This window comes from Allobosea sp., assembly GCF_017308075.1.
Lineage (GTDB): Bacteria > Pseudomonadota > Alphaproteobacteria > Rhizobiales > Beijerinckiaceae > Allobosea.
In genome coordinates, this window is sequence record NZ_JAFKFX010000028.1 from 1 (window position 1) to 18,882 (window position 18,882).

Here is an 18,882-nt window from a genome sequence, read left to right on the forward strand (position 1 = left end):
CCTGGCTATGGGCCTATGCACGCGATGATCGGCCCTTTGGCGGCACGTCGCCGCCCATGGTCGCCTATCGCTTCGAGGATAGTCGCGGCGGGGATTGCGTTGCGCGCCATATGAGAGGCTTCGCCGGTATCCTGCAGGTCGACGGATACGCGGCCTATGCGCAGCTCGCGAAGGCGAAGGCCGGCACCAACGAGACCGTCACGCTCGCCGGCTGCTGGGCACATCTGCGCCGGCGCTTCTATGAACTCCATATCAACGGGACATCCAGGATCGCCACGCAGTCCGTGACCGTCATGGCCGAGCTGTGGAAGGCCGAGGACGAAATCCGCGGCCAAGATCCAGCGATCCGTGCTGCGTATCGCCAGGAACGTTCGGCTGCGATCGTCGCCGAGCTCTTCGCGCTGTGGGAGGCCGAGCTGCGACGGATCCCGGGGAAATCGAAACTGGCCGAAGCGATCCGCTATGCGATTGCGCGCCGCCAGGCCCTGGAGCGCTTCATCGGCGATGGCAGGATCGAAATCGACTCCAACATCGTCGAGCGGGCCATCAGACCCCAGACCATCGTCAGAAAGAACGCGATCTTCGCCGGCAGCGATGGCGGCGGGCGAACCTGGGCGACGATCGCGACGCTCCTCCAGACCTGCCGCATGAACGACGTCGACCCGCTCGCATGGCTGACCCAAACACTGCAGCGCATCGCCGACCGCTGGCCCATCTCCCAGATCGACCAGCTCATGCCCTGGAACTTCAAATCCTGAACGGTGCCGGCTACCCGCTTACGGCGAAACCTTCCTGGGTCCTGATGTAGGTGATGTCCGTCACCCACGCTTTGTCCTGCGCCTCGACATCGAACTGCCGGGCCAGGGTGTTGTCGACCACGACCGACGGCTTGCCGCCATGAGATCCCGGCCGGCGCCGATAGCCAATCTGGGCCTTGATCCCGGCCAGCCTAGCGAGGCGGGCAACCCGGTTGGCGCAACTGGTCTCGCCCTGGTCGAGCAGATCGTCATGCAGCTTGCGATAGCTGTAGATCCGGCCGCTTTCCTTCCGGGCCCTGTCGAGAAGCTCGATCTGGCGCGCATCCTCCCGAGCTCCCCGGCTCAACGGATTCTTCAGCCAGGCATAGAAACCGCTGGGCTGGATGCGCAGGCGGCGACACATCGCCCGCGCCGGGAGCTCGCGGCGATGCTCGGCCACAAACGCGTATCTCACTTTGCATCCTTGGCGAAGTACGCGGTGGCTTTTTTTAGGATGTCGCGCTCCTCGGTGACCCGCGCCAGCTCCGCCTTCAGACGGCGGATCTCCGCAGCCTGGTCAACACCAGCCGGGGCCGATGACTTCGAGAACTTCCGCTTCCAGGCGTAGAGCGAGTGCTGGCTCACACCGAGCCGCTTGGACACCTCTGCAACCGGGTAGCCCCGCTCCGTGATCTGCGCGACCGCGTCACGCTTGAAATCGTCCGTGAAATGTCCGGGCCCCATCATGGCCTACTTGCCTCAAAATTAGAGAAGAAGGCGTCTACAAATCTAGCGGCTATTCAATCCTCATCGTTCGCGCAGGAAAATTTCAGCTTAAATACGATTTCAGAAATAGTTATGGCGACGTTCTTTTCGGGTTTGATCCATGCGCTTAAAATAGCCTCATAATGGCCGCGAAAATCCGTTGAAACACGGCTTCCAATTATACATCACGCAGAGAATGAGCTAAAGTCATTGAGTTCTGGCCGCAGCTCCTCACCACTTGCCTGTCCGGTCGAATTGCCCGAGGGTATCTGTGACGGGTGAATGTGAGGGGGTGGCTATGGCGGGCGCTCTCAAGACCGCATTGAATCGCGTGGCCATTGCGATCGTATTGGCCGCCCTTGGCGGCCTGGGGTGGCTAATTCTACGCTCCGACCAATACGTTATCGACGCTAAGGAGGAGGAATGGCGCGCGCTTCACCAGTCTTTGCATTATCACGCAAAACATAAATCAATAACAGCGTCAGATGCGGCGATATATGTTTCTGAAGAAGGCATGCGTCAGGCAGTTAATCTAATCAATGGAACAAAAATTATATACAAAGAATCCGTTAGATCAAGTGATTACCTAGAGATTGAGATAAAATACTTTGATCCGTCGTTCAAATCCGGATTTCCGTCAGGAAAAATTCGGATCTCGGCAAATTCTCCTAGCAAAAAAATCAGGATTGATCTCGAAGGTGAGGCAACGCTCATATTCTCAGACTTCAGCAGGCATAAAGATGGGCGCACCATTGCGAAATTCAGTGTTCGCATCCTGCGTCTAAAGCCCGATTTGGGGTGGAGCATTTTCCGAATTTCGGTTCGGGGTTTTGCATCTGATCTCATCGCGCGAGGTATCGCTGTTAGTTACGCCGAAAAACTTCAGGTTGCCATACCTCTTCCAGAGGTCAAATTCGACATCGAGCGCACAATGCTTCCAAAGGTTCCGGTGCGCGAACCCAAAGACGCTAACTGGATCGATCTTGAGCTGAAGTTATCTGGCCCTCAGGAGCGCTTTGGGGTGTCTTATAGCTACCCTCGTTTCATCGACGGTGGGCTTTGGCTCTCTGCAACTGAGAGAGCAGAGGGGCAAGCTGAGCTTCCAAAATTCGAGCGTGGCTCTCCGCCTGCATCTCAACTCGACACTGAGATCGCCGAAGCCAGGAAGAGCCTCGCTGCCGTGGCGCGTCCCGTTGTCCCCCAGGGGGCTCATTTTCTCCTCTGGGTGAACGGAAGGGCTTTCGAATCCGGCATTGGCAGAATCGCTGCCTTGCCTCCCAATCAACGAACAGTGGCCATCAGATCCAAGGCCGTGTCGGGGCATCTTGCCGAAACCAAATGGTTCAACAAAATTCTTGGCAAAGGCGGTACGGTCGTCGACCTATACGGCGTGAATGCCATTAAGGGATCACTTTTAGTCAGTTCCATCGCCGCGCAATGGAGCGAGAATGGACTCAAATTTCAGGGGCAAGTGCAGGCGTCAGGGAACGCTACTATCAAATTGCATGTCGATCCACTCGTCGGTGGCGGCGCATCAACCGTCGTCCAAATGGACCTCGAGACAGCCAATATCGATGCAAGTGGATCGGCTCAATTGTCGTCTGTGGCGATAGGTCAACGGCGCCTGTGGGCCGCATTCCCAACCATTGAGTGCAGACCTGCTGTCCTCACGGCAAGGACCGATGGCAAGCTGAAGTTCGACTGGGGCTGGACGAAAGTTCTGTCAGTCGGGGCAAAGATTTCGCTGCCCGGACTTGCTGGCTTCGTTCAGCCTGTGCCGCTCCTCACCGATCGACCGTTTGTCGTGCGCGGCCGTATTGACGGCAGAAAGGCGGTGCCCATTAATGGCACTGATTTTCAAGCGCTGCCGGCATGGGAGGTGGCGGAATTTGCATTGATCCCGGGGCAAGCGAGCATGACTCGCGATGGAATTGCCGTTTCGGGGCAATTCGCGGCGCGGACCCGAAGAATTGAATCCACCGAACAAGAACAGCAACGGACCATGGAGGCTGACAAAGAGGAGGAAGACCTTAAAAGGGCTTTCGCGGAACAATATCGCACTCCAGAGTGTCCTGGCCAGATGGAAATTGCAGTTCTGCTGGGGAATACCGAATTCGGAACAAATAATGACTTTATTAAATTGGCTAAGAATGCCTGGAATGATCTTACGAAGGGACCTGGCGGCAAAAATGAAGCTGTTAGGATTATGAAAGCCGCAAATGATGCGGCAAGCGCCGCGGGAGAGGCTCTGGACGATACAGCCAAGCGTGCGATCGCCGAAGCTGAAGGCCTCGCTAACCGAACTTTCGGTCCAAACAGTGAGGCTGCAAGGATAGCGAGGCAGTTAGCACAGAGTATTTTTCCACAACCCGCCCCGTCTGCTTCGCTTCCCATGCCCTCGCCGCCCTTGCCTCCATGGATCCCTCCGCCGCCCCGACCGCCTTTGACTCCGATATTTGATGTCCGGCGGCCGAGATTGCCACGGTTCTAGAATGGAGTCGTGAATTGGCCCGGATTGAGCGCCATTTCCGCTGTAATGTCGGCGAGCTAGTGAGACATCCGAGCGGTTATTTATAGCCGTTCTCGGAGCGCCTCGTAAGGCGCCTTTCCTGCGAATGCGTGACGTTGCCCCCTATTTCCCCTCGTTCATAACTGGACTCTGTTCTCGCTTTGGCCCGTTCTGGACTGGGTTGCAAACTCGTTCGGGGTGAGGCCGCCAAGGCTCGTATGCGGCCGGTGGGCGTTGTAGTCCGCTCTCCATTCCTCGATCAGCCGGCGAGCGCTCGGCAGGTTTCGGAACATGTGCTCGTTCAGGCATTCGCCCCGGAAGCGGCCATTCAGGCTCTCGACGAAGCCGTTCTGCATGGGCTTGCCCGGTGCGATGTAGTGCCACTCGACCCGGCTGTCTTCCTGCCATTGCAGGATCGCGCGCGAGGTCAGTTCGGTGCCGTTGTCGCTGACCACCATGAGCGGCCGACCGCGAAGGGCTATGAGCGCGTCGAGCTCGCGGGCAAACCGCTGCGACACGCGCGTCGATCCGGGGGATGGAAGGGGCGCGATCGAGGGCGGAGCCCGATGCGGGCCGGTTGCGACCCTGCGTGCCCCGAGCTGCGGGAAGCCGCCTGGACTTTCCAGGCCGGCCTTCGGGTGGAGTCAGTTAACCTCAAACCGAACCGCCCGAAACCGGACGTTGTGAGTGTCGGGAAAGGGCCAGATTCGCACAAGAGCTCGGCCACCGCGGTTGTCGCGAGGAACCGCACTAGCGCGGGGCGGACCCGAGAATCGTGCGTTTGAGAGGCCCGAATTCTCTAGGCTGAAGCGAAACGGAGAGCGGCGTGACTCGCCCAAGGCCCGGAAATACCGGCCATTTCGAGCGGTTCTGCGCTGAGGGCTGAAGCTGGGAGACTTGCTGGCGGACAGGGCGTCCGCCTCTCCGCCGTTTTTATTGACATTCAGCGATTTTTGGCATTGAAAAACCTCGCAAAATCACGATTGTCAAAATGGCGGTTATGTTAACCGTTGTAGACATCGGGGTTTGGCGGAGACTTTCGTGGCCAAGAACAAGCTCTCAGAGACTCGGGTGAAGGCCCTAGACAAGCCGGGTATCTACGGTGATGGCGATGGCCTCTATATCCGGGTGCAGGCGAAGGGCTCCAAGAACTGGCTCTTCATTTACCGCCGTGGCACGGCTCGCACAGAGATCGGCCTTGGCGGCTATGGGCAGGGCACCGCGCCAGTCTCACTCGCATTGGCTCGGGAGAAGGCAGAGGCTATCCGCCAGCGCCTTGCCCGCGGTGAAGATCCGATGAGCGAGCGCCGGCCACCTAAGCCGAAGACGTTCAAGGACTGCATGGAGGATTTGATCTCGGCCAAGGAATCCGAGTGGACGAATCCGAAGCATGCCGATCAGTGGCGCATGACCCTGCGCGAGTATGCGAAGCCCCTGCACGACAAGCCTGTTGCTGACATCGTCATGGGCGACGTCAAGGACTGCCTCATGCCACATTGGCAGGAGCGTCCGGAGACGGCAGATCGTCTTCGGTCGCGTATCCAAGCCGTGATCGACTACGCCATAGCACATGAGTGGCGCACCGCAGGCAACCCGGCCCGCTGGCGGGGTCTGCTCGACAAGGTGATGCCTGCCCGCAAGAAGCTCCAGCGGGGGCACCACGCCGCGCTGGCCTACAAGGACGCGCCGGCCTTCATGATGAAGCTCAGGCAGTCCTCCGGCACGGCAGCCCGAGCCGTGGAGTTCTTGGCACTGACGGCAACGCGTACAAGAGAGGCTCGTGAAGCGCTGTTCGACGAGGTCGACGTGTATGCCAAGACATGGACCGTTCCCGCCGAACGGATGAAGGCCGGCAAGGAGCATGTCGTGCCGCTCTGCGACCGGGCGCTGGCGATCGTCGAGGCGATGCGCCAGAGATCGATGAGCCCGTACATGTTCGGGGGCGGGACTGAAGGCAGGCCGGTGTCTGATACGGCGCTGACCAAAGCGCTTCGGCTGGCATCGCCCGACAAGACGGCGACCCTGCATGGCCTGCGCTCGATGTTCAGGGATTGGGCTGGCGACTGCACCGAGCATCCGCGCGAGGTTGCGGAAGCCTGCCTGGCGCACGCCGTCGGAAATCAGGTCGAGCAGGCTTATCGGCGTAGCGATGCGCTTGAAAAGCGGCGGGCGCTGATGACGGATTGGGCGGGGTATCTCGCGTCCGACTAAAGTAGCCCCTAGCTCAGCCCCAACCGGCTAGTATCGTGCCCTTGGGGAAGCGGGGGGGTACGATGAAGATATCGGTGACGGCTATCATTGCCTTGTTGATGTTGTCGCCGGCCGCGGCGGACACGGTCGGCAATGCCTACGCACTCTGCAAAGTGATCGACTCTGCAGGCCTGGCCAGCTCTCCGTGTTCCGTTTCGGGCTGGAGGCAGTCGGTAACGACGGTTATTGATATGAACAGCGGCGAGGCCAGAAAACTCTGCGGGCAAATATCGGGATTGATGAAAGAAAAGAAGATCAGTTTCGATAGTGGCTGGACGCTTCAGATAAAGTCGCCTTATAGCGGCTCTAACAGCATCGCCTACTGCAACCTTCCGAACTGAACAGACATGAAGATTGCTGTCGGTTTGATTGCCATATTCTTTCTGTCCGGATGCAATACACCGGACAGTCTTCGTGCAAAATGGGCAGCGGAAGAAGCGGAGAAGGGCCGCGCTACTTCGGTCGACGAAGCCAGTTACAAAGCTACCATCGGATACTGGTCGATAGCCTGCGCCGGCGGAAAGAAAAATGCATACGGTGAGAAGTCGGGAAAGCCGTCCTGCTTCGCTCAGTACTTTCCGCCTTCAAGTTACGGCTTCTGGATGGGCAGCAATACCATTTTCGAAGTCGATCAGGCTGGGGCTCGGGTAGGGCGAATTCGAAAGAAGGATTCACTCTGCCAAAGCGTCGCTAAGCGTGTAGCCGTGGATGCTAACCGCATAGACGGCCTGCCGCAGCGCGAGCAAATTGCCAGAATTCTCGATGCGAACAAGTTTGCTAGGGAAGATCACGGTCTTTGGCCCGAGTGCGGTCTGCACAACAACGAAGTCCGTTTGGAGCGGAGCAGGGAAGCTTATGAGGCAATGGAGCGCCTTTGGAGCACCTATCGTACTTCGATCTAGAGCCTATCCGGCCCGTGTACGTACATCCGGTATCACGGGCCGGGAGTAACTAGGCCGCTAAGCCCAGCCTTTCCCCCACGACATCATCCCATTTCCGGACGATCGCGGTCTGGATGCTGTCGCGGGTGATCTTGATCCACTGGCAATGCCCGCCAACGCCAGCCATAGCGGGGCCGTGGCCGGCATTCTGGCCATGGACGCCACGCTGGGCCTCCATGATCGCGATGCCCGCTGACAGCACGTCTGTGGTCGGCTCCATAGCCTCCAGCTTCGCGCCAAGCTCAGCATCAAAGGGAGCGATGGCGATCGGCCCGAGTTCATGCAGAATCCACGGCTCTACGTTGGTGTCATGGCTGGACAGGACATATGCCACGGGCTGATTTCCCAGCCAGCCGGCGACGAACAGGTCAAAGTCGGCGCCGATCTGACAGATGCCAAGCGTGTCAGCTTCGCGCTCGGATACTTCGCGCGCGAGGTCCACGATGCCTTCAACCATCTTCTCGAAGGTCTCGAACCGTCGCCCGATCTCTGGCGCCAGCATGTCCATGAGCAGTGTCGGCCCGCGCACGCTGGCTGCGGCTCGGAGATGGGGAAGGAGGTGGCCCTTGCTGGATACCGCACCTAGCGTGCCGTCGCCGAGGTAATGGGCGCCATCGCAGAACATATGGATGGCGTCGGATTCGGTGATGATGTTGACGGCGCTCATGCGCGTACTCCGTAAATGGATCCAATAGGGCCGCCGCCGATGAGCGCGGCTTGCAGCGCGGCCTTCGCGAGCTGCTTCACAAGTGACTTCAAAACGTCCTCGGCCTTGCCGCCGTCGATGATCAGGTCTGAGAGCGAATCGGTGATGGCTTCCCCGAAGAATCGCTGCGCCTCTTGGGCACTCTCCAGCGCCTTCTTGACCTCTTCGACCTTGACCTTGGCGTTGGCGTAACCGGTCGCCGACTGCTCAATCTTTTGGCGCATCTCCTCGGTGACCGTGAGATTGGCCTTCTTCGCCGCCGTTTCGAGATCAAGGGCGGCCTTGGCCTTCTCCTTCTCGAATGTCGACTTGCCGACCATGGCGGCCTCGAGCTGGGCAGCCTTCGTCCGCTTCTCGACCGCGATCAGCTCCTTTTCATAGGCGTCGAGCTTTTCCTTGCTGGACGAGCCGGAGCCGCCGCCCTCCTTCGCGCCAGGAACCTTGAAGTTGGCGAGCGACACCTGCTTCTCCGGCGGGACCACCGTCTTCGGCGCCGCGGTCGGAGGCTTGTAGCTATTGGCGAACTCGGCCTCGCTGGCCCGGAAGCTCGCAATGGCTTTCCGAGACGCCGCGACCTCGGCAGCGGCACGTTCCGCGGCAACGGCATCGCGACCGCCAGAGTTCGCCGTCCCCATGGCGCGGGCAGCATCAGTCCGGCGCGCACGTTCGTCCTGGTAGCTCAGCCCCTGCTGACGGAGAACCTTGCCGTTCGCCTCGTAGAGCGAAATGACCTTGTCCAGCAGCGACTGGACGCCGGTGACGGCGGACGTCGCAGCCGAGCCGATGCCTGCCATGCTGCCTGCGACGCCATCTAGGCCTTTCACCAGCGCCGGAGTTAGCCCTACAGCCTCGTCGAACTTGCCGACGGCCAGGGTGAACTCGTTGCGGAGTCGCTGCGTCGCCTGATCGGTCGTGGTGACTGCGCCGGCGAGCTTGTCCTGCAACACCTGTGCGCCTGCCAGGCCGGCACGATAGAACGCCTCGGACGAAACCTTGCCCTCGCGCACCAGCGACGAGAGCTTGCTGACGTCGCCACCGGCCTCTTTCAGGCCCGCCGCAACAGCTTGAAGGAGCGGGTATGCGCCTTCAAGCATCGACGAATATTCTTCCGCACGAACCACGCCGCCGGACAACGCTTGTCCCATCTGCAGCAGCGCGCCCGACGCTTCCGAGGCCGACGTGCCGCCTACGCGGAGCGCCTGGCTGACCAAATCCGTGAACTGCAAAAGTTCGCCGCTGGTGGTCTTCAGCGTCGTCTGCGCCTGGCTGACGCGCCCGTACAGGCTGGCCAGTGCCTCCAAGGGCACGGCGTTGGCCTGCGCCGACTTCGTCAGGGCATCGAGAACACCGCCGCGCTGCGCCTCAGTGACGCCCGCGACAGTCAGCGTGTTGACGATCTTCTTGTACTCGTCCGCGGTCTTGCGCAGCTCGTTGAAGGAGAGCCCTGCGCTGATCGCCGCGACCGCGGCAGCGCCCGCCTTCGTGAACGAGCCCGTGATCTTGGTCGCGGCGCTCGACATGTCGCTTTCCATCTTCCGTGCAGCCTTGCGCGTAGATCGAACCATGTTGTCGTTGGCGCCTTGGACGACCCTTTCTACCTTATCGAAGTCTTTCTTGAGGCGACCAACTTCCGCCTCAAGTTGAACGACCACGCGGGCCATGTCTTTGTTTGCCATTGATTATCCTAAGACGAGCGAACCGGGCTCGTAATTGTCAAAGATTGAGCCGGCTTCCACCGCGGCGTCAGCGCGACCAATGCTCATTGCAGCAGCGATTGCGCCGTCGACCTTTCGGGAGCGGTCGCGGCCCTTCTGAAAGCGCTGATTGCCCATATCGTCGGCGCGAAGGTGCGCGTTTGCGAAGTGGTTGCGCAGGATCGGGTGACCGCCATGGATAAGACGGCCCTCTAGGATCAGGCGCTCGGTGGCCTTAATCGCTGGACCCATGTGGCCGAACGACTGGCCGTGTTCGAAGATGGGAAGGCCATCATCTTCCAGCCGGCGCCTAACACCATGCGCGCCAAAGCGGTCGATCGCGATTTCGCGGACGTCGTATAGGTCGTCCAGTTCGCGAATCTTGGCTTCGACCACCTCAAGGTCGACGCTCCGCCCGGGCATCGTGAATAGGTGCTCGTCGTCACGCCACTGAAGCCAAGGCTGACCGTCCTTCTCTTGACGGGCCAGGAGTGTGTCGTCTGGCGCGAAGATCCACGGCACGATGATGACCGCGCCGTCTGGTCGCGGGAACGCAGCGACTACGGCCGCCAAGTCCTCGGTGAAGCCAAGATCGACGCCGACGAAGCAGGGCTCGCCGGCCAGGGATTCCATGTCGATGGGCTGATCACCCTCGTCATAGATCGCCATATCGAGCCAGGGTGCTTCGCTCTGCTCGAGCCACACGCCAAGGTGCAGACGACGGAAGGCGTCGCGCTGACTGGGGCGGTGCTGCGCTTCACTGGCGTAGGTGCGCAGACCTCCGATGTCCGGATACCCGAGCGCGAGCCCGGGGTTCGTCTCATGCCATACCGCCTCGTCGCGCCAGTCATCGTCCGGACCAGCCTCGAATAGAATCGGCAGAAATGACGGATCGATTGAGGGATCGGCCGCTACGTCCTTGGCATAGGCATAGAAGTCGTACGCAGGCGTATCCCGGCCCGCTCCCGCCGTGGTGGCGATGAAGAGAAGGCTGTTCCGGGTCTTATTGTGGCCGGTACGAATGGCGTCCAGCAGGTCGCCGGTGCGGAATTCGTGAAGCTCGTCAATGAACGTGAAGGCGGGCGTCAGACCGTGAGCATTGCTGGCGTCAGCGGACATGGCCTCATAGATCACGTCCTGCTTGATGTAGCGGCAGCGCTTCAGTGTATCCTGAATCTTGACCGCGGCTTTAAGCTTCGGCGTGTTCCGGATGATGCCAGCCATCTCTCTGTGACAGAGAGAAGATTGCTTCTGTGAATTCGCGGCGCTGTATATCTGCGAGCCGGGGATGCGCTCCGGCCCGACCAGGTGAAGCATCTCCGCACCTGCAGCCAAAGCGGTCTTTCGACCGCCTCGGCCGACCATCAGGAATACGGTGCGATACTGGCGGGTGCCGTCCGGCTGGGTCGTTCCATAGACCTTCCGGACGACGCGTTCCTGCCAGGGGTCGAGATGAAACCGACCCGACAGGCTCTTTGGGTGCCGCATCCACGTCATGAAATCGACGGCGCGTTGCCCCTTACCGAGTGGGTCTGGAAGCTGCGTGCCGTCAGATATCCACGCCGGGCGGCGCGTCGTCTTCGTCACTAGTGAAACCTGAAACCTTGTTGCGCGACGCCGGGCTGATCCCGAACTCGGTCGCGAGCCTCGCCTGCAGGGCGATGGCCTCTTTCTGAATCGTGGTGGCTGGGTTGCGCTTCAGCTCGCCGGACGCGCCGACGATCAGGAGACCGTGTTTCACGATCTCGGCCTGCGCTTCGTCGATGCGGGCCGTGGCGGAGCAGTAGGACTTGAACAGCGGCAGCTCATGCGCCGCGATCTTCTCAGCCCGAACCAGCGCGCTAAGCTCGGCGCGCCACACCTTCTGTGCCAACGGGCTCAAGTCCTTCGGCGCTGGCGGCACCTTCTTGAGCGCGCCGGTTGTGGCTGTGACGGCGGCCTTTCGCCCCTTCACGACTGCACCGCGACGAGGTTCAGGTTCATGCCCCACTCGTCCGGGTTGGCGATGGCCTTGATGTCGAAGATGCGCGTCGCGTCGCGGGCATCCACGGCCCGCCAGGCGGTCGTAATCGTGCGCGTCCTAGCCGAGCTGCGGATGGTGATTGTGTACGGCTGGACGCCCTGTAGACGAGCCGCCTGAACGGTCTCCGAACCGATGCCGGGGCGCAGCCGCGCCGGCTCCGTGAAGACGGTCTCGAATGGACCTGACGTCACATTGCCAAAACCATCGTCGACTTCGGATCTTGCTTGGAAATGTAGCTTGGATCTCATTGGGAAAGTCCCGCCTCTTTGATCGCAGCCCTGACGGCTCGGCGAGTCCGCGACCTGAAGCGCTTCTTGTTGAGCCGGTACGAGACAAAGAAGTACGGCTTGGCCGCCATCTTCCGGGTGCCCCACTCGACGAACCCGGCATGCGGTGCCGTGGCCTCGACGCGGTAGCCGTTCTCGATCTTCGCCGAGCCGATGCTGGCCTCAAGCTCGCCATCGTCGCGCGGAGCCAGAGACTTCGCCGTCGCCACCATCTCGGTAGCGTTCTTGGCTATGGCCTTGTCGATCTTTTCGCTGACGAGCCCGGACGCATTGCGGAAGGCCCGGGCCAAGCCCTTCACACCCTTGAGCTTGATGCTAACCGACATACGGCACCCGATAGGCCGCAATGACGTCGTCGAGCCCGAACGGAACCTCCTGCACAGCACCAGTCGGAGCTGCAGCAGCGGGGCGATTCTCATACCAGTAGAAGACCATAGTCAGGATGGCCTGGATGATCGGCGCCGGGGTCTCGGCATAGCCTGCCGTGAAGATGACTTCGGCGCTGTGCGCGCCGTATGGCCAGTCACCGACAGGCACGACGCGGTCACCGACAACACGGTAGGTGCTCGGATCCATGACGACGCCAGAGCCGCCGACTGCGATGTACTGGACCGTGTCGACGCTGATCAGCGGCGGGAGCGGAATGCGGATGGCACCACACAGAGGGCCGTCTATCTCCATGCGCCAAGTCTGCTCGCCGAGGCTACGGCCAAGCAGGCCATCAGGCCCGTCGAGCTTCTGCGTCGCGGCGTCAATGAGGTGCTGGATGATGCTGTTGTCGTCGTCGTGCGCGACGTGGAGGTAGTCCTTGGCGAGGTCCAGCGGAACGATCGGTTCCGGGCCGTCAACCAAAATAAGGCTTCGACTCATTAGGTGAAATTTCCAATAAACCAGAATGAAATGTCGCTTGGGGAGGCGCGGTGCGGGCTGGTGGCTGGAAGGTCTGGACCTCCCCCCTCGCCTTGGCGAACCACTCGGCGACGCGCGCTGTCATGCGTTCGCGGTGCCCGATGCTTCGATGATCGGCGTTGATGCGCGCCACGCACATGGCTTCGTCTGTGTCCATGACGTGGACCGTGCCGCCAAGCTCGCGTTGCCACCAGTCGCGCTCTGCGGGCTCGGGTGCGGAGACGATGAACCAAGCATGGTTGCCGTCACAAGTTGTGACGGCAACGGCCAACGACCGCAGCATCCGGTTGCGCTCCTCGAGCGCAGGTCCAGTCCATCGTGCCTCTGCGCTATAGATGGCGCAGCCAGCAAGCTCGGCCTTGATCTCGTCGAGGTCTATGACGATGTCATGCGGACCAGCACGCTCACGCACCCACGTACTCTTGCCTGAGCCAGGCGCACCACACACGATGGTCAAGGGTATAGCGCTAGGCTGTAGGCCAGCAGGCCAGGTGCGTGCCCGCGCTTCAGCGGACATCTTGAACGACTGGGTACGCGCCGTGATAGCGCTATGATGGTGGCGGCACAGCCCAGATAGGTTGGACCAATGCAGGCGCAGGTCGGGCCTGCTGGCAACCGATTGGACGTGGTGCACCTCGGTAGCGGCGGCCGTACAGCCTTCATGCTGGCAGCCAGGATGCGCGGCTAGGTACTGCCTACGCACGGCACGCCAATCGGCGTCATAGCCACGCTCACCGGACTTCGGCCTTGCGGCGTCTAGGGCGGCTTTCCGCTTCCGCTCTGCCGTCTTCCTGCATTCGCACGTCTGGCCAGCCGGTACTGCTCTGCGGCAGCTAGAGCAGATGCGTGCCCTAAGCATCGATCGCGGCAGTGAAGGTAATGGCGGCGTGGTTGGTCTCGCCATCGGGATCGCGCATGACGCGAGTCATCTGATGCTGGATTTCAACCGATGCGCCGGTGATGGTGATTTCCTGCCGGTGTAGGCACTTCCGAACGGCAGCAGCAATGTTGCTGACTTCGGCACGGCTATAGGCGACGCCATCGCCCCATGACCATGCGTCGACCTGAAACGTGAGTTCAATCAGGTCCATGCAGTCGTCGCTATCCTCGGATAGACCGTCATGTGGGCCGAGAGAGATGTAGGGAGATGCAACCGCGGGCTCGCCATTTTCATGAGGCGGGCGATCGTAAATCTTCGTGCCGACAAGCGCCGAAACAGCAGCATCGGCCTTCAACAGCGCGACGATGCGCTGGAGGACAAGCAATTCCATGATGATCCTGAAATGAAGAGGCGGTCGCCACTTTGGACGACCGCCGTTGTGCCCTTGTCTCTAGGAGTAAAGATGGTGCACGCGACCTTTTAGCCTTGTCCCGCTGATATACTTTTGGCGCCCGGGAGGCTAAATCTCGTTATTGGACGGGCCGCTTCGCGCCCTCATTATGAGGCGCCTAAGCTGATTAGACCGGGGCCTTAGCCGGGTGACCGAGCACCGCAACAGCGCCAAGGGCGATCGACGTGCCGCCGGCAGTCGTGACGTTCAGCCGGACGTAGCGCTTACGGCCCGTGTAGCCGATCCGATAGGCGGATGAAGCGGCAAGCGTAGCGGGAACGGTGCCGCGCTGATCGCCAGCGGCGACGTTGGCAAAGCCCGATCCGGATTCGTCGGATTCCTGCATGACGACGCCGAAATCACCCGCGCCCGCGACCGCGCCGGTGTTGATGGCGAAGAGGGCCGAGCCGAAGCCGGAAAGGTCAATGGCATTGCCGTCGCCTGCCGCGGTTTTGACGGCAGGAACGATGGCCGAAACCACCTTGTTCGAAGTGTACGAGTCCTTCAAAGGGACCTCCATGAAATGAGAGGGGCCGCCCCGAAGGGCAGCCCGGAAAAGCGAACCGTGGTTCGGATTAGGTCGCGGAGACCTTGAGGAACTTGACGGCTCGGCTGTCGCCCAGGCCGCCGCCGACACGGGAATAAGTGTCGTACAGAATCGCGCCCTTGGTGGTCACAGCGTCGCGTTCAACCCGCAAACCGTGGCGGTCGACCACGACATAGGCCTGCCCGAAGTCGCCGAAGGCAGCGATGATGTTGTTCGCGCCGATGTCCTGCAGATGGTCATCGATCACAACCGGATATCCGAGGATGGAGCCATTCTCGGCATCCTCGACAAGGTTGCCAGTCGCGGCCCAGAGGAAGCGCTTGGCGGTGTCCTGCAACTGCCGGAAGCGGATATAGGTCGCGCTGTTGACGAGCATGCGGGCATTGCCGCGGAAGCGCGGGTGCAGCGTCAGGACGAGCTTGACCAGCGCCTTCGCGAGCGTGTCGTCATCGGGGGCGCTGGCATGCCCGGCAGGGACATACTGCGTCGAGCCCCACGCGCGGGTAGCGTCGGCGTCGGCGACAATCGGATAGGTCAGGAGGCCCTTGGGCTTGCCGTCAATGCCGTCGCCATTCCAGAACGCGTCACCTTCGGTCAGAGCGAAGTCATTGGCTACCCAAGTCTGGAACCAGCCAGCGACGTCGAACGAGGCGTCCTCAGCGAGGTGGCGGGTGGTAGCGGGCGCGGCGTACATTTCGGCGACGCCGTAAGAATGCTTGATGAGTTCAGGGCGGGCCGTGTCCTGCGGGCGGGCCGACTTCTCGCCAACCCACTGAGCACCACGATTTCCGGTGCTGTAGAACCTTTCGTAGGTGTTGCCGCCGATCGTCACGACCTCGGCGAGCGAGCGGATCGGGCTGACATCCGCGAGCAGGTTCCGGATGGTGGAGTCGACGGTGGGCAGAATGAAGAAGCCGCCGGCCGTGTCGTTGTCCGAGGAGGCGGCACGGATTTCAGTGTCTTCGCCGGTGCGGATGAAGCTGGCGAGCGCGCGGCGTTCAGTGTCAGCAGTAGCATCGGCGGTAGCGCCGGCGCCGCCACGCTGGTCGCGGACCTCAAGCTCATCAATACGAGACTGAAGGTCGGCGACGCGGGTCTCGAGTTCGGCGGTGTCGGTATTCGTGTTGGGCATAGAAACCTCTAAGGAACGAATTGAAGTAATCTTGGCGCGAGGAGACGCGCCGGCATAGACGACGGAGAACTCAACAAGCTCTGCGTCTTCGATCAGGTATTCACCCTTGGCATTGCGGTCCCATTTGACCGGGTAGAAGCCGATCGAGAGGGAGTTGATGCCTTCGCGAATGAGGGTGTGGGCATCGCGGGCTCGCGCGATATCTAGGATCAGCCGACCTTCTACTTTCAGGCCGTAGCTGTCTTCGACGAGCGACGTCGCAACGCCGATAACCTCGCGCGGGTCATGAGCCCATAGGATCGCCAGAGCATCGCCCCGGGTGGCCCGCTCGGACAGGGTGCGGGTGAAACTGCCCGGGAGGACGCGCTCGTTGTAGGACGGGACAAGGTCGTTGAAGACCGCGGCATATCCGCTGAAGGTGCCTGCCTCGGCGTCGACTACAGCCCGGGCCAGCGGTGCAGCAACGTGCCGACGCTGGATTTCGGTCGCGACGAGGTCAGTCATCCGCCGGTTCCTCGTCCGCCTTTTCGCGTTCGTCGAAGTGCGCTGCCGGCCCGGGTGGAATTCCGGTCAGACAGGCGGCGATGATACCCTGCGCGAGGACGGCGTATCGGGCCGGTGGGTTCTCGGCGAAGACCTTGCCTACCCACGTACGGGTGCGGCCGGACTGCGGGATAGCGCCGCCCATCCTCGCCATCTTGATGCGGAATACTTCGATGTCGTCCTTGGGCTGTTTGATGCCTAGACCGGCCGGGGCCGCCAACTCGACGACCTCCTGAACTTCAGCAACGCGCGCAGTGCCCGCCATAATCTTGCGCCAGCGGACCTGCAGAGGCTCGCCAAGGTGGTCCTCAATGTAAGGAATTTTGTCGCGGTCCAGTTTGAAGATCAGGTCGCGCCCACCGAAGTGGGCAGTAACGGCGTCGGCTTTGTCCGCGAGGGAATAGTCAGTCATTCTGTTCCTGAGGTTGGGAGGGCTGATCGGCGGGCGCTTGGCCCGCCTGCAGCAGAAGTTTCGATCCGCCTTCGATCGGAGGCAGGTTGTCGAGCTTTCTGATTTCGTCGGGCGTCATCCACGAGCCGCCGGCGGCCTGCCTGTAAGCAGCATATCTGGCCTGTAGATTGGCCTTGGCGATGGCGTCGATCTTGAATTCAACGAAGTACTGACCTCGCTCGGACACCTTGAGAAGCACACGCTCGTAAGCGTTCTGCCAAGCGTCGAGCCAGGGGGTCAGCGCGAAATCAAGGAATACCTGCGTAAGCTCTTCGACGTTTTTCCACACGCCGCGGTCAAGATTGCCGTTGAGCGTCTCCGGAACCTTGAAGGTCCGGTTGATTTCGCTGGCAGCATGCTTGCGTAGTTGAAGGAAGTCGCTTTCGACCATGGAGAAGCTGACGGCCTTCCAGTCCATGGTGTCGTCGATGAGGGCGGTGCGTCCGGCCTGTCCGCCGCTATGCGCTTCGTCCCACGACTCCTTGATTTCCTTCCGGCGTTCGGGCGGCGTTTTCGCCGGCACCTTCAGAATGGCCGAGGGCCTGGCACCCGCACCGAAGACGCGGCCCTGGTAGCGCTGCATGGCAAGGTCGACGCTGATTGCATCGCGAGCCATGTCCAGTAGCTTGAGCGGCCTGTCGGGGAGCGATCCGGGCGTCTGGACGTGAAGCACGTCACGCCAACCGAGGACGATCGGTGCGCCGGTCTTCTGCGCAACGTGATACGACGGCTCGAGCGTTCGGTCGTCGATCTTGACGGTGACGCCAGACGGGTCCAGCCGGTGGAACTCGCGGGGCTTGCCGCCTACGCGGATGACCTTCGCAAAGGCCTCGCCATGCAATAGGGCGTCGACCATCATCCGCGTGCGCTGCTCGCCGGCTCCGGTCCATGGGTTCGGACGAGCAAGCACCGCTGCGCCAGCATGGTCGGCCCGATCACGGGAACCGTCGGTGTCTTTCCGATAGCAATGCACCGGCAGCGTTCCGACGATCTCCGAAAGTAGCCTGACGCAGCCCAAGACGGTTGGCGAATGCAACGCCGTCGAGGCGTTGACTGGGATACCTGCGGGGGTGGGTGCGGAGATCAGGGATTCGGGAAGGTCGGCGGCTGTGAGGGCGCGTTTCTGGAATGGCCAGCGCCAATTCATTATGGATGTCCAATACGATTGAGAATGTCCGCGGCTATCGATCCGATGGGGACGACCAGGGTTGTGCGCTCGATGGTCGCCGGTACTTCGTTGGCAACACGGGGGCCGCCGGAATCGCGCACTGGCGTCGGCGTCAGGATCAGCAGGGAGTCAGCGTCGGGGGGCTCTTGCAGATGGTTGAAGGCGATGCCGAGGGCGTCGAGCCAGGAGCGACCGGCGCGTTCGATCTCATAGGCAGTACGTAGCACCGCGATGTCGCGAGCACTAAAGACGCGGCGACTGTTGCGGCGCTCGCTGAACAGCACGTCGGCATCGCGCATACGATGAATGCGGACGTCGAGCGTGCCGGGGTGAATGGCGGCCAGTTCGGCCGCCTGGGCGCGCGAGTATACGCGCACCGACCAGTTAACTGGCGGCATGGAAGGTTCCTAGCGGAAGGTGTGAGGTCAAATAAATGAGGCGCGCCCGCGCCCAGATAGCCGACGAAAGGCTAATCGCTCCGGGGGCTGCCTGCCCCTACGTTAGGTTTGGGTTGCTGTCGGCTACGTCAATTTGAGTGAGCGCAAGCTCGCACCCATGCGCGGCACGGTCCTTGTGGCCGGGGCGGCGGGCTCTTTCCCGCCGAGAAGCAGACGGAGTCTGATACGTGTATTGTGCGTTTAAGTTGAAAGTCGTGTTCGTGCGGAATTATCTGCGCGTACGGTTCGGAAAGCTTGAGAGTGTACGCTCCCACTGGCGATCCTTGCCGGGGCAAATGTCCTTCGATTTTTAGTCTCTAGGGTCGCAACCTGAGACCGCCGGCAGCAACCTACACAAACAAGTCCGCCACCCGGCGAAATTTGAGAAACTCCGGGTGGCGGCAGTTAGAAGCAGATCGAACGGAGAAGAACTATCCGCCTCTACCTATAAG

Annotated in this window: 19 protein-coding genes and 2 pseudogenes; 5 read left to right on the forward strand and 16 right to left on the reverse strand. The window is 61.1% G+C overall.

Going from position 1 to position 18,882, the window contains the following annotated elements:
• Positions 1–758, forward strand: a 758-nt coding sequence (gene tnpC, locus J0J10_RS09425) for an IS66 family transposase (protein ID WP_291646240.1), incomplete at its 5' end; no start/stop codon positions are given.
• A gap of 22 nt (positions 759–780) precedes the next feature.
• Here the strand turns inward: tnpC and J0J10_RS09430 are convergent.
• A pseudogene (locus tag J0J10_RS09430) lies at positions 781–1,481 on the reverse strand (IS3 family transposase); the annotation flags it as partial.
• 319 nt (positions 1,482–1,800) lie between these two features.
• On the opposite strand from J0J10_RS09430, the gene J0J10_RS09435 reads away from it, so the two are divergent.
• Positions 1,801–3,993 carry a hypothetical protein gene (locus J0J10_RS09435; protein WP_291646241.1) on the forward strand — a complete coding sequence of 731 codons (2,193 nt, stop codon included), beginning with the start codon at positions 1,801–1,803 and terminating at the stop codon, positions 3,991–3,993.
• Between the two features lie 155 nt (positions 3,994–4,148).
• Here the strand turns inward: J0J10_RS09435 and J0J10_RS09440 are convergent.
• Positions 4,149–4,523, reverse strand: a pseudogene (locus J0J10_RS09440) (integrase core domain-containing protein); the annotation flags it as partial.
• 529 nt (positions 4,524–5,052) lie between these two features.
• Here J0J10_RS09440 and J0J10_RS09445 point away from each other — a divergent pair.
• From J0J10_RS09445 to J0J10_RS09455, 3 genes are all read left to right on the forward strand, one after another.
• Positions 5,053–6,222: a tyrosine-type recombinase/integrase gene (locus J0J10_RS09445; RefSeq protein WP_291646242.1), complete on the forward strand. Its 1,170-nt coding sequence runs from the start codon at positions 5,053–5,055 to the stop codon at positions 6,220–6,222.
• 74 nt (positions 6,223–6,296) lie between these two features.
• Complete coding sequence (locus tag J0J10_RS09450; protein ID WP_291646243.1) at positions 6,297–6,602, forward strand: hypothetical protein; 306 nt, start codon at positions 6,297–6,299, stop codon at positions 6,600–6,602.
• A 6-nt stretch (positions 6,603–6,608) separates the two neighbouring features.
• Entirely contained in the window at positions 6,609–7,163 is a 555-nt protein-coding gene (locus J0J10_RS09455; protein WP_291646244.1) for a hypothetical protein, read from the forward strand.
• Positions 7,164–7,212: 49 nt separating this feature from the next.
• On the opposite strand, the gene J0J10_RS09460 is transcribed toward J0J10_RS09455, so the two are convergent.
• From J0J10_RS09460 to J0J10_RS09525, 14 genes are all read right to left on the reverse strand, one after another.
• A complete protein-coding gene (locus J0J10_RS09460) occupies positions 7,213–7,869 on the reverse strand; it encodes a hypothetical protein (RefSeq protein ID WP_291646245.1) in 657 nt (218 codons plus the stop codon).
• The gene (locus tag J0J10_RS09465; RefSeq protein ID WP_291646246.1) at positions 7,866–9,584 is read right to left on the reverse strand and encodes a tape measure protein; all 1,719 of its coding nucleotides are present in this window, start codon (positions 9,582–9,584) and stop codon (positions 7,866–7,868) included. Before J0J10_RS09465 ends, J0J10_RS09460 begins: the two co-directional genes overlap by 4 nt.
• A gap of 3 nt (positions 9,585–9,587) precedes the next feature.
• On the reverse strand, positions 9,588–11,189 hold the full coding sequence (locus tag J0J10_RS09470) for a terminase large subunit (protein WP_291646247.1): 1,602 nt from the start codon (positions 11,187–11,189) through the stop codon (positions 9,588–9,590).
• A complete protein-coding gene (locus J0J10_RS09475) occupies positions 11,152–11,475 on the reverse strand; it encodes a phage terminase small subunit P27 family (RefSeq protein WP_291646248.1) in 324 nt (107 codons plus the stop codon). Before J0J10_RS09475 ends, J0J10_RS09470 begins: the two co-directional genes overlap by 38 nt.
• A 77-nt stretch (positions 11,476–11,552) precedes the next feature.
• On the reverse strand, positions 11,553–11,816 hold the full coding sequence (locus J0J10_RS09480; RefSeq protein WP_465247180.1) for a phage head completion protein: 264 nt from the start codon (positions 11,814–11,816) through the stop codon (positions 11,553–11,555).
• A 53-nt stretch (positions 11,817–11,869) separates the two neighbouring features.
• Positions 11,870–12,238, reverse strand: coding sequence for an HK97-gp10 family putative phage morphogenesis protein (locus J0J10_RS09485; RefSeq protein WP_291646250.1), 369 nt, complete (start codon positions 12,236–12,238; stop codon positions 11,870–11,872).
• A complete protein-coding gene (locus J0J10_RS09490; RefSeq protein ID WP_291646251.1) occupies positions 12,228–12,782 on the reverse strand; it encodes a head-tail connector protein in 555 nt (184 codons plus the stop codon). The genes J0J10_RS09485 and J0J10_RS09490 overlap by 11 nt, the downstream gene beginning before the upstream one ends.
• Positions 12,757–13,725 carry an AAA family ATPase gene (locus tag J0J10_RS27025; RefSeq protein ID WP_366825198.1) on the reverse strand — a complete coding sequence of 323 codons (969 nt, stop codon included), beginning with the start codon at positions 13,723–13,725 and terminating at the stop codon, positions 12,757–12,759. The genes J0J10_RS09490 and J0J10_RS27025 overlap by 26 nt, the downstream gene beginning before the upstream one ends.
• The gene (locus tag J0J10_RS09500; protein WP_291646253.1) at positions 13,673–14,092 is read right to left on the reverse strand and encodes a DUF3168 domain-containing protein; all 420 of its coding nucleotides are present in this window, start codon (positions 14,090–14,092) and stop codon (positions 13,673–13,675) included. Before J0J10_RS09500 ends, J0J10_RS27025 begins: the two co-directional genes overlap by 53 nt.
• Positions 14,093–14,279: 187 nt before the next feature.
• Entirely contained in the window at positions 14,280–14,660 is a 381-nt protein-coding gene (locus J0J10_RS09505) for a hypothetical protein (protein WP_291646254.1), read from the reverse strand.
• Positions 14,661–14,727: 67 nt separating this feature from the next.
• Complete coding sequence (locus tag J0J10_RS09510) at positions 14,728–16,335, reverse strand: phage major capsid protein (protein WP_291646255.1); 1,608 nt, start codon at positions 16,333–16,335, stop codon at positions 14,728–14,730.
• The gene (locus J0J10_RS09515) at positions 16,328–16,786 is read right to left on the reverse strand and encodes a hypothetical protein (protein ID WP_291646256.1); all 459 of its coding nucleotides are present in this window, start codon (positions 16,784–16,786) and stop codon (positions 16,328–16,330) included. The genes J0J10_RS09510 and J0J10_RS09515 overlap by 8 nt, the downstream gene beginning before the upstream one ends.
• Entirely contained in the window at positions 16,779–17,972 is a 1,194-nt protein-coding gene (locus J0J10_RS09520; RefSeq protein WP_291646257.1) for a phage portal protein, read from the reverse strand. The genes J0J10_RS09515 and J0J10_RS09520 overlap by 8 nt, the downstream gene beginning before the upstream one ends.
• Complete coding sequence (locus tag J0J10_RS09525) at positions 17,972–18,391, reverse strand: MerR family transcriptional regulator (protein WP_291646258.1); 420 nt, start codon at positions 18,389–18,391, stop codon at positions 17,972–17,974. The genes J0J10_RS09520 and J0J10_RS09525 overlap by 1 nt, the downstream gene beginning before the upstream one ends.
• Between the last annotated feature and the right edge of the window lie 491 nt (positions 18,392–18,882).

Bases quoted from the DNA above. Each gene is read 5' to 3' on its own strand.
- J0J10_RS09515 (WP_291646256.1), bottom strand. From the start codon at position 16,786: ATGACTGACTATTCCCTCGCGGACAAAGCCGACGCCGTTACTGCCCAC.
- J0J10_RS09500 (WP_291646253.1), bottom strand. From the start codon at position 14,092: ATGGAATTGCTTGTCCTCCAGCGCATCGTCGCGCTGTTGAAGGCCGAT.
- J0J10_RS27025 (WP_366825198.1), bottom strand. From the start codon at position 13,725: ATGGCGAGACCAACCACGCCGCCATTACCTTCACTGCCGCGATCGATG.
- J0J10_RS09455 (WP_291646244.1), top strand. From the start codon at position 6,609: ATGAAGATTGCTGTCGGTTTGATTGCCATATTCTTTCTGTCCGGATGC.
- J0J10_RS09460 (WP_291646245.1), bottom strand. From the start codon at position 7,869: ATGAGCGCCGTCAACATCATCACCGAATCCGACGCCATCCATATGTTC.
- J0J10_RS09510 (WP_291646255.1), bottom strand. From the start codon at position 16,335: ATGACTGACCTCGTCGCGACCGAAATCCAGCGTCGGCACGTTGCTGCA.
- J0J10_RS09525 (WP_291646258.1), bottom strand. From the start codon at position 18,391: ATGCCGCCAGTTAACTGGTCGGTGCGCGTATACTCGCGCGCCCAGGCG.
- J0J10_RS09490 (WP_291646251.1), bottom strand. From the start codon at position 12,782: ATGAGTCGAAGCCTTATTTTGGTTGACGGCCCGGAACCGATCGTTCCG.
- J0J10_RS09465 (WP_291646246.1), bottom strand. From the start codon at position 9,584: ATGGCAAACAAAGACATGGCCCGCGTGGTCGTTCAACTTGAGGCGGAA.
- J0J10_RS09520 (WP_291646257.1), bottom strand. From the start codon at position 17,972: ATGAATTGGCGCTGGCCATTCCAGAAACGCGCCCTCACAGCCGCCGAC.
- J0J10_RS09435 (WP_291646241.1), top strand. From the start codon at position 1,801: ATGGCGGGCGCTCTCAAGACCGCATTGAATCGCGTGGCCATTGCGATC.
- J0J10_RS09485 (WP_291646250.1), bottom strand. From the start codon at position 12,238: ATGTCGGTTAGCATCAAGCTCAAGGGTGTGAAGGGCTTGGCCCGGGCC.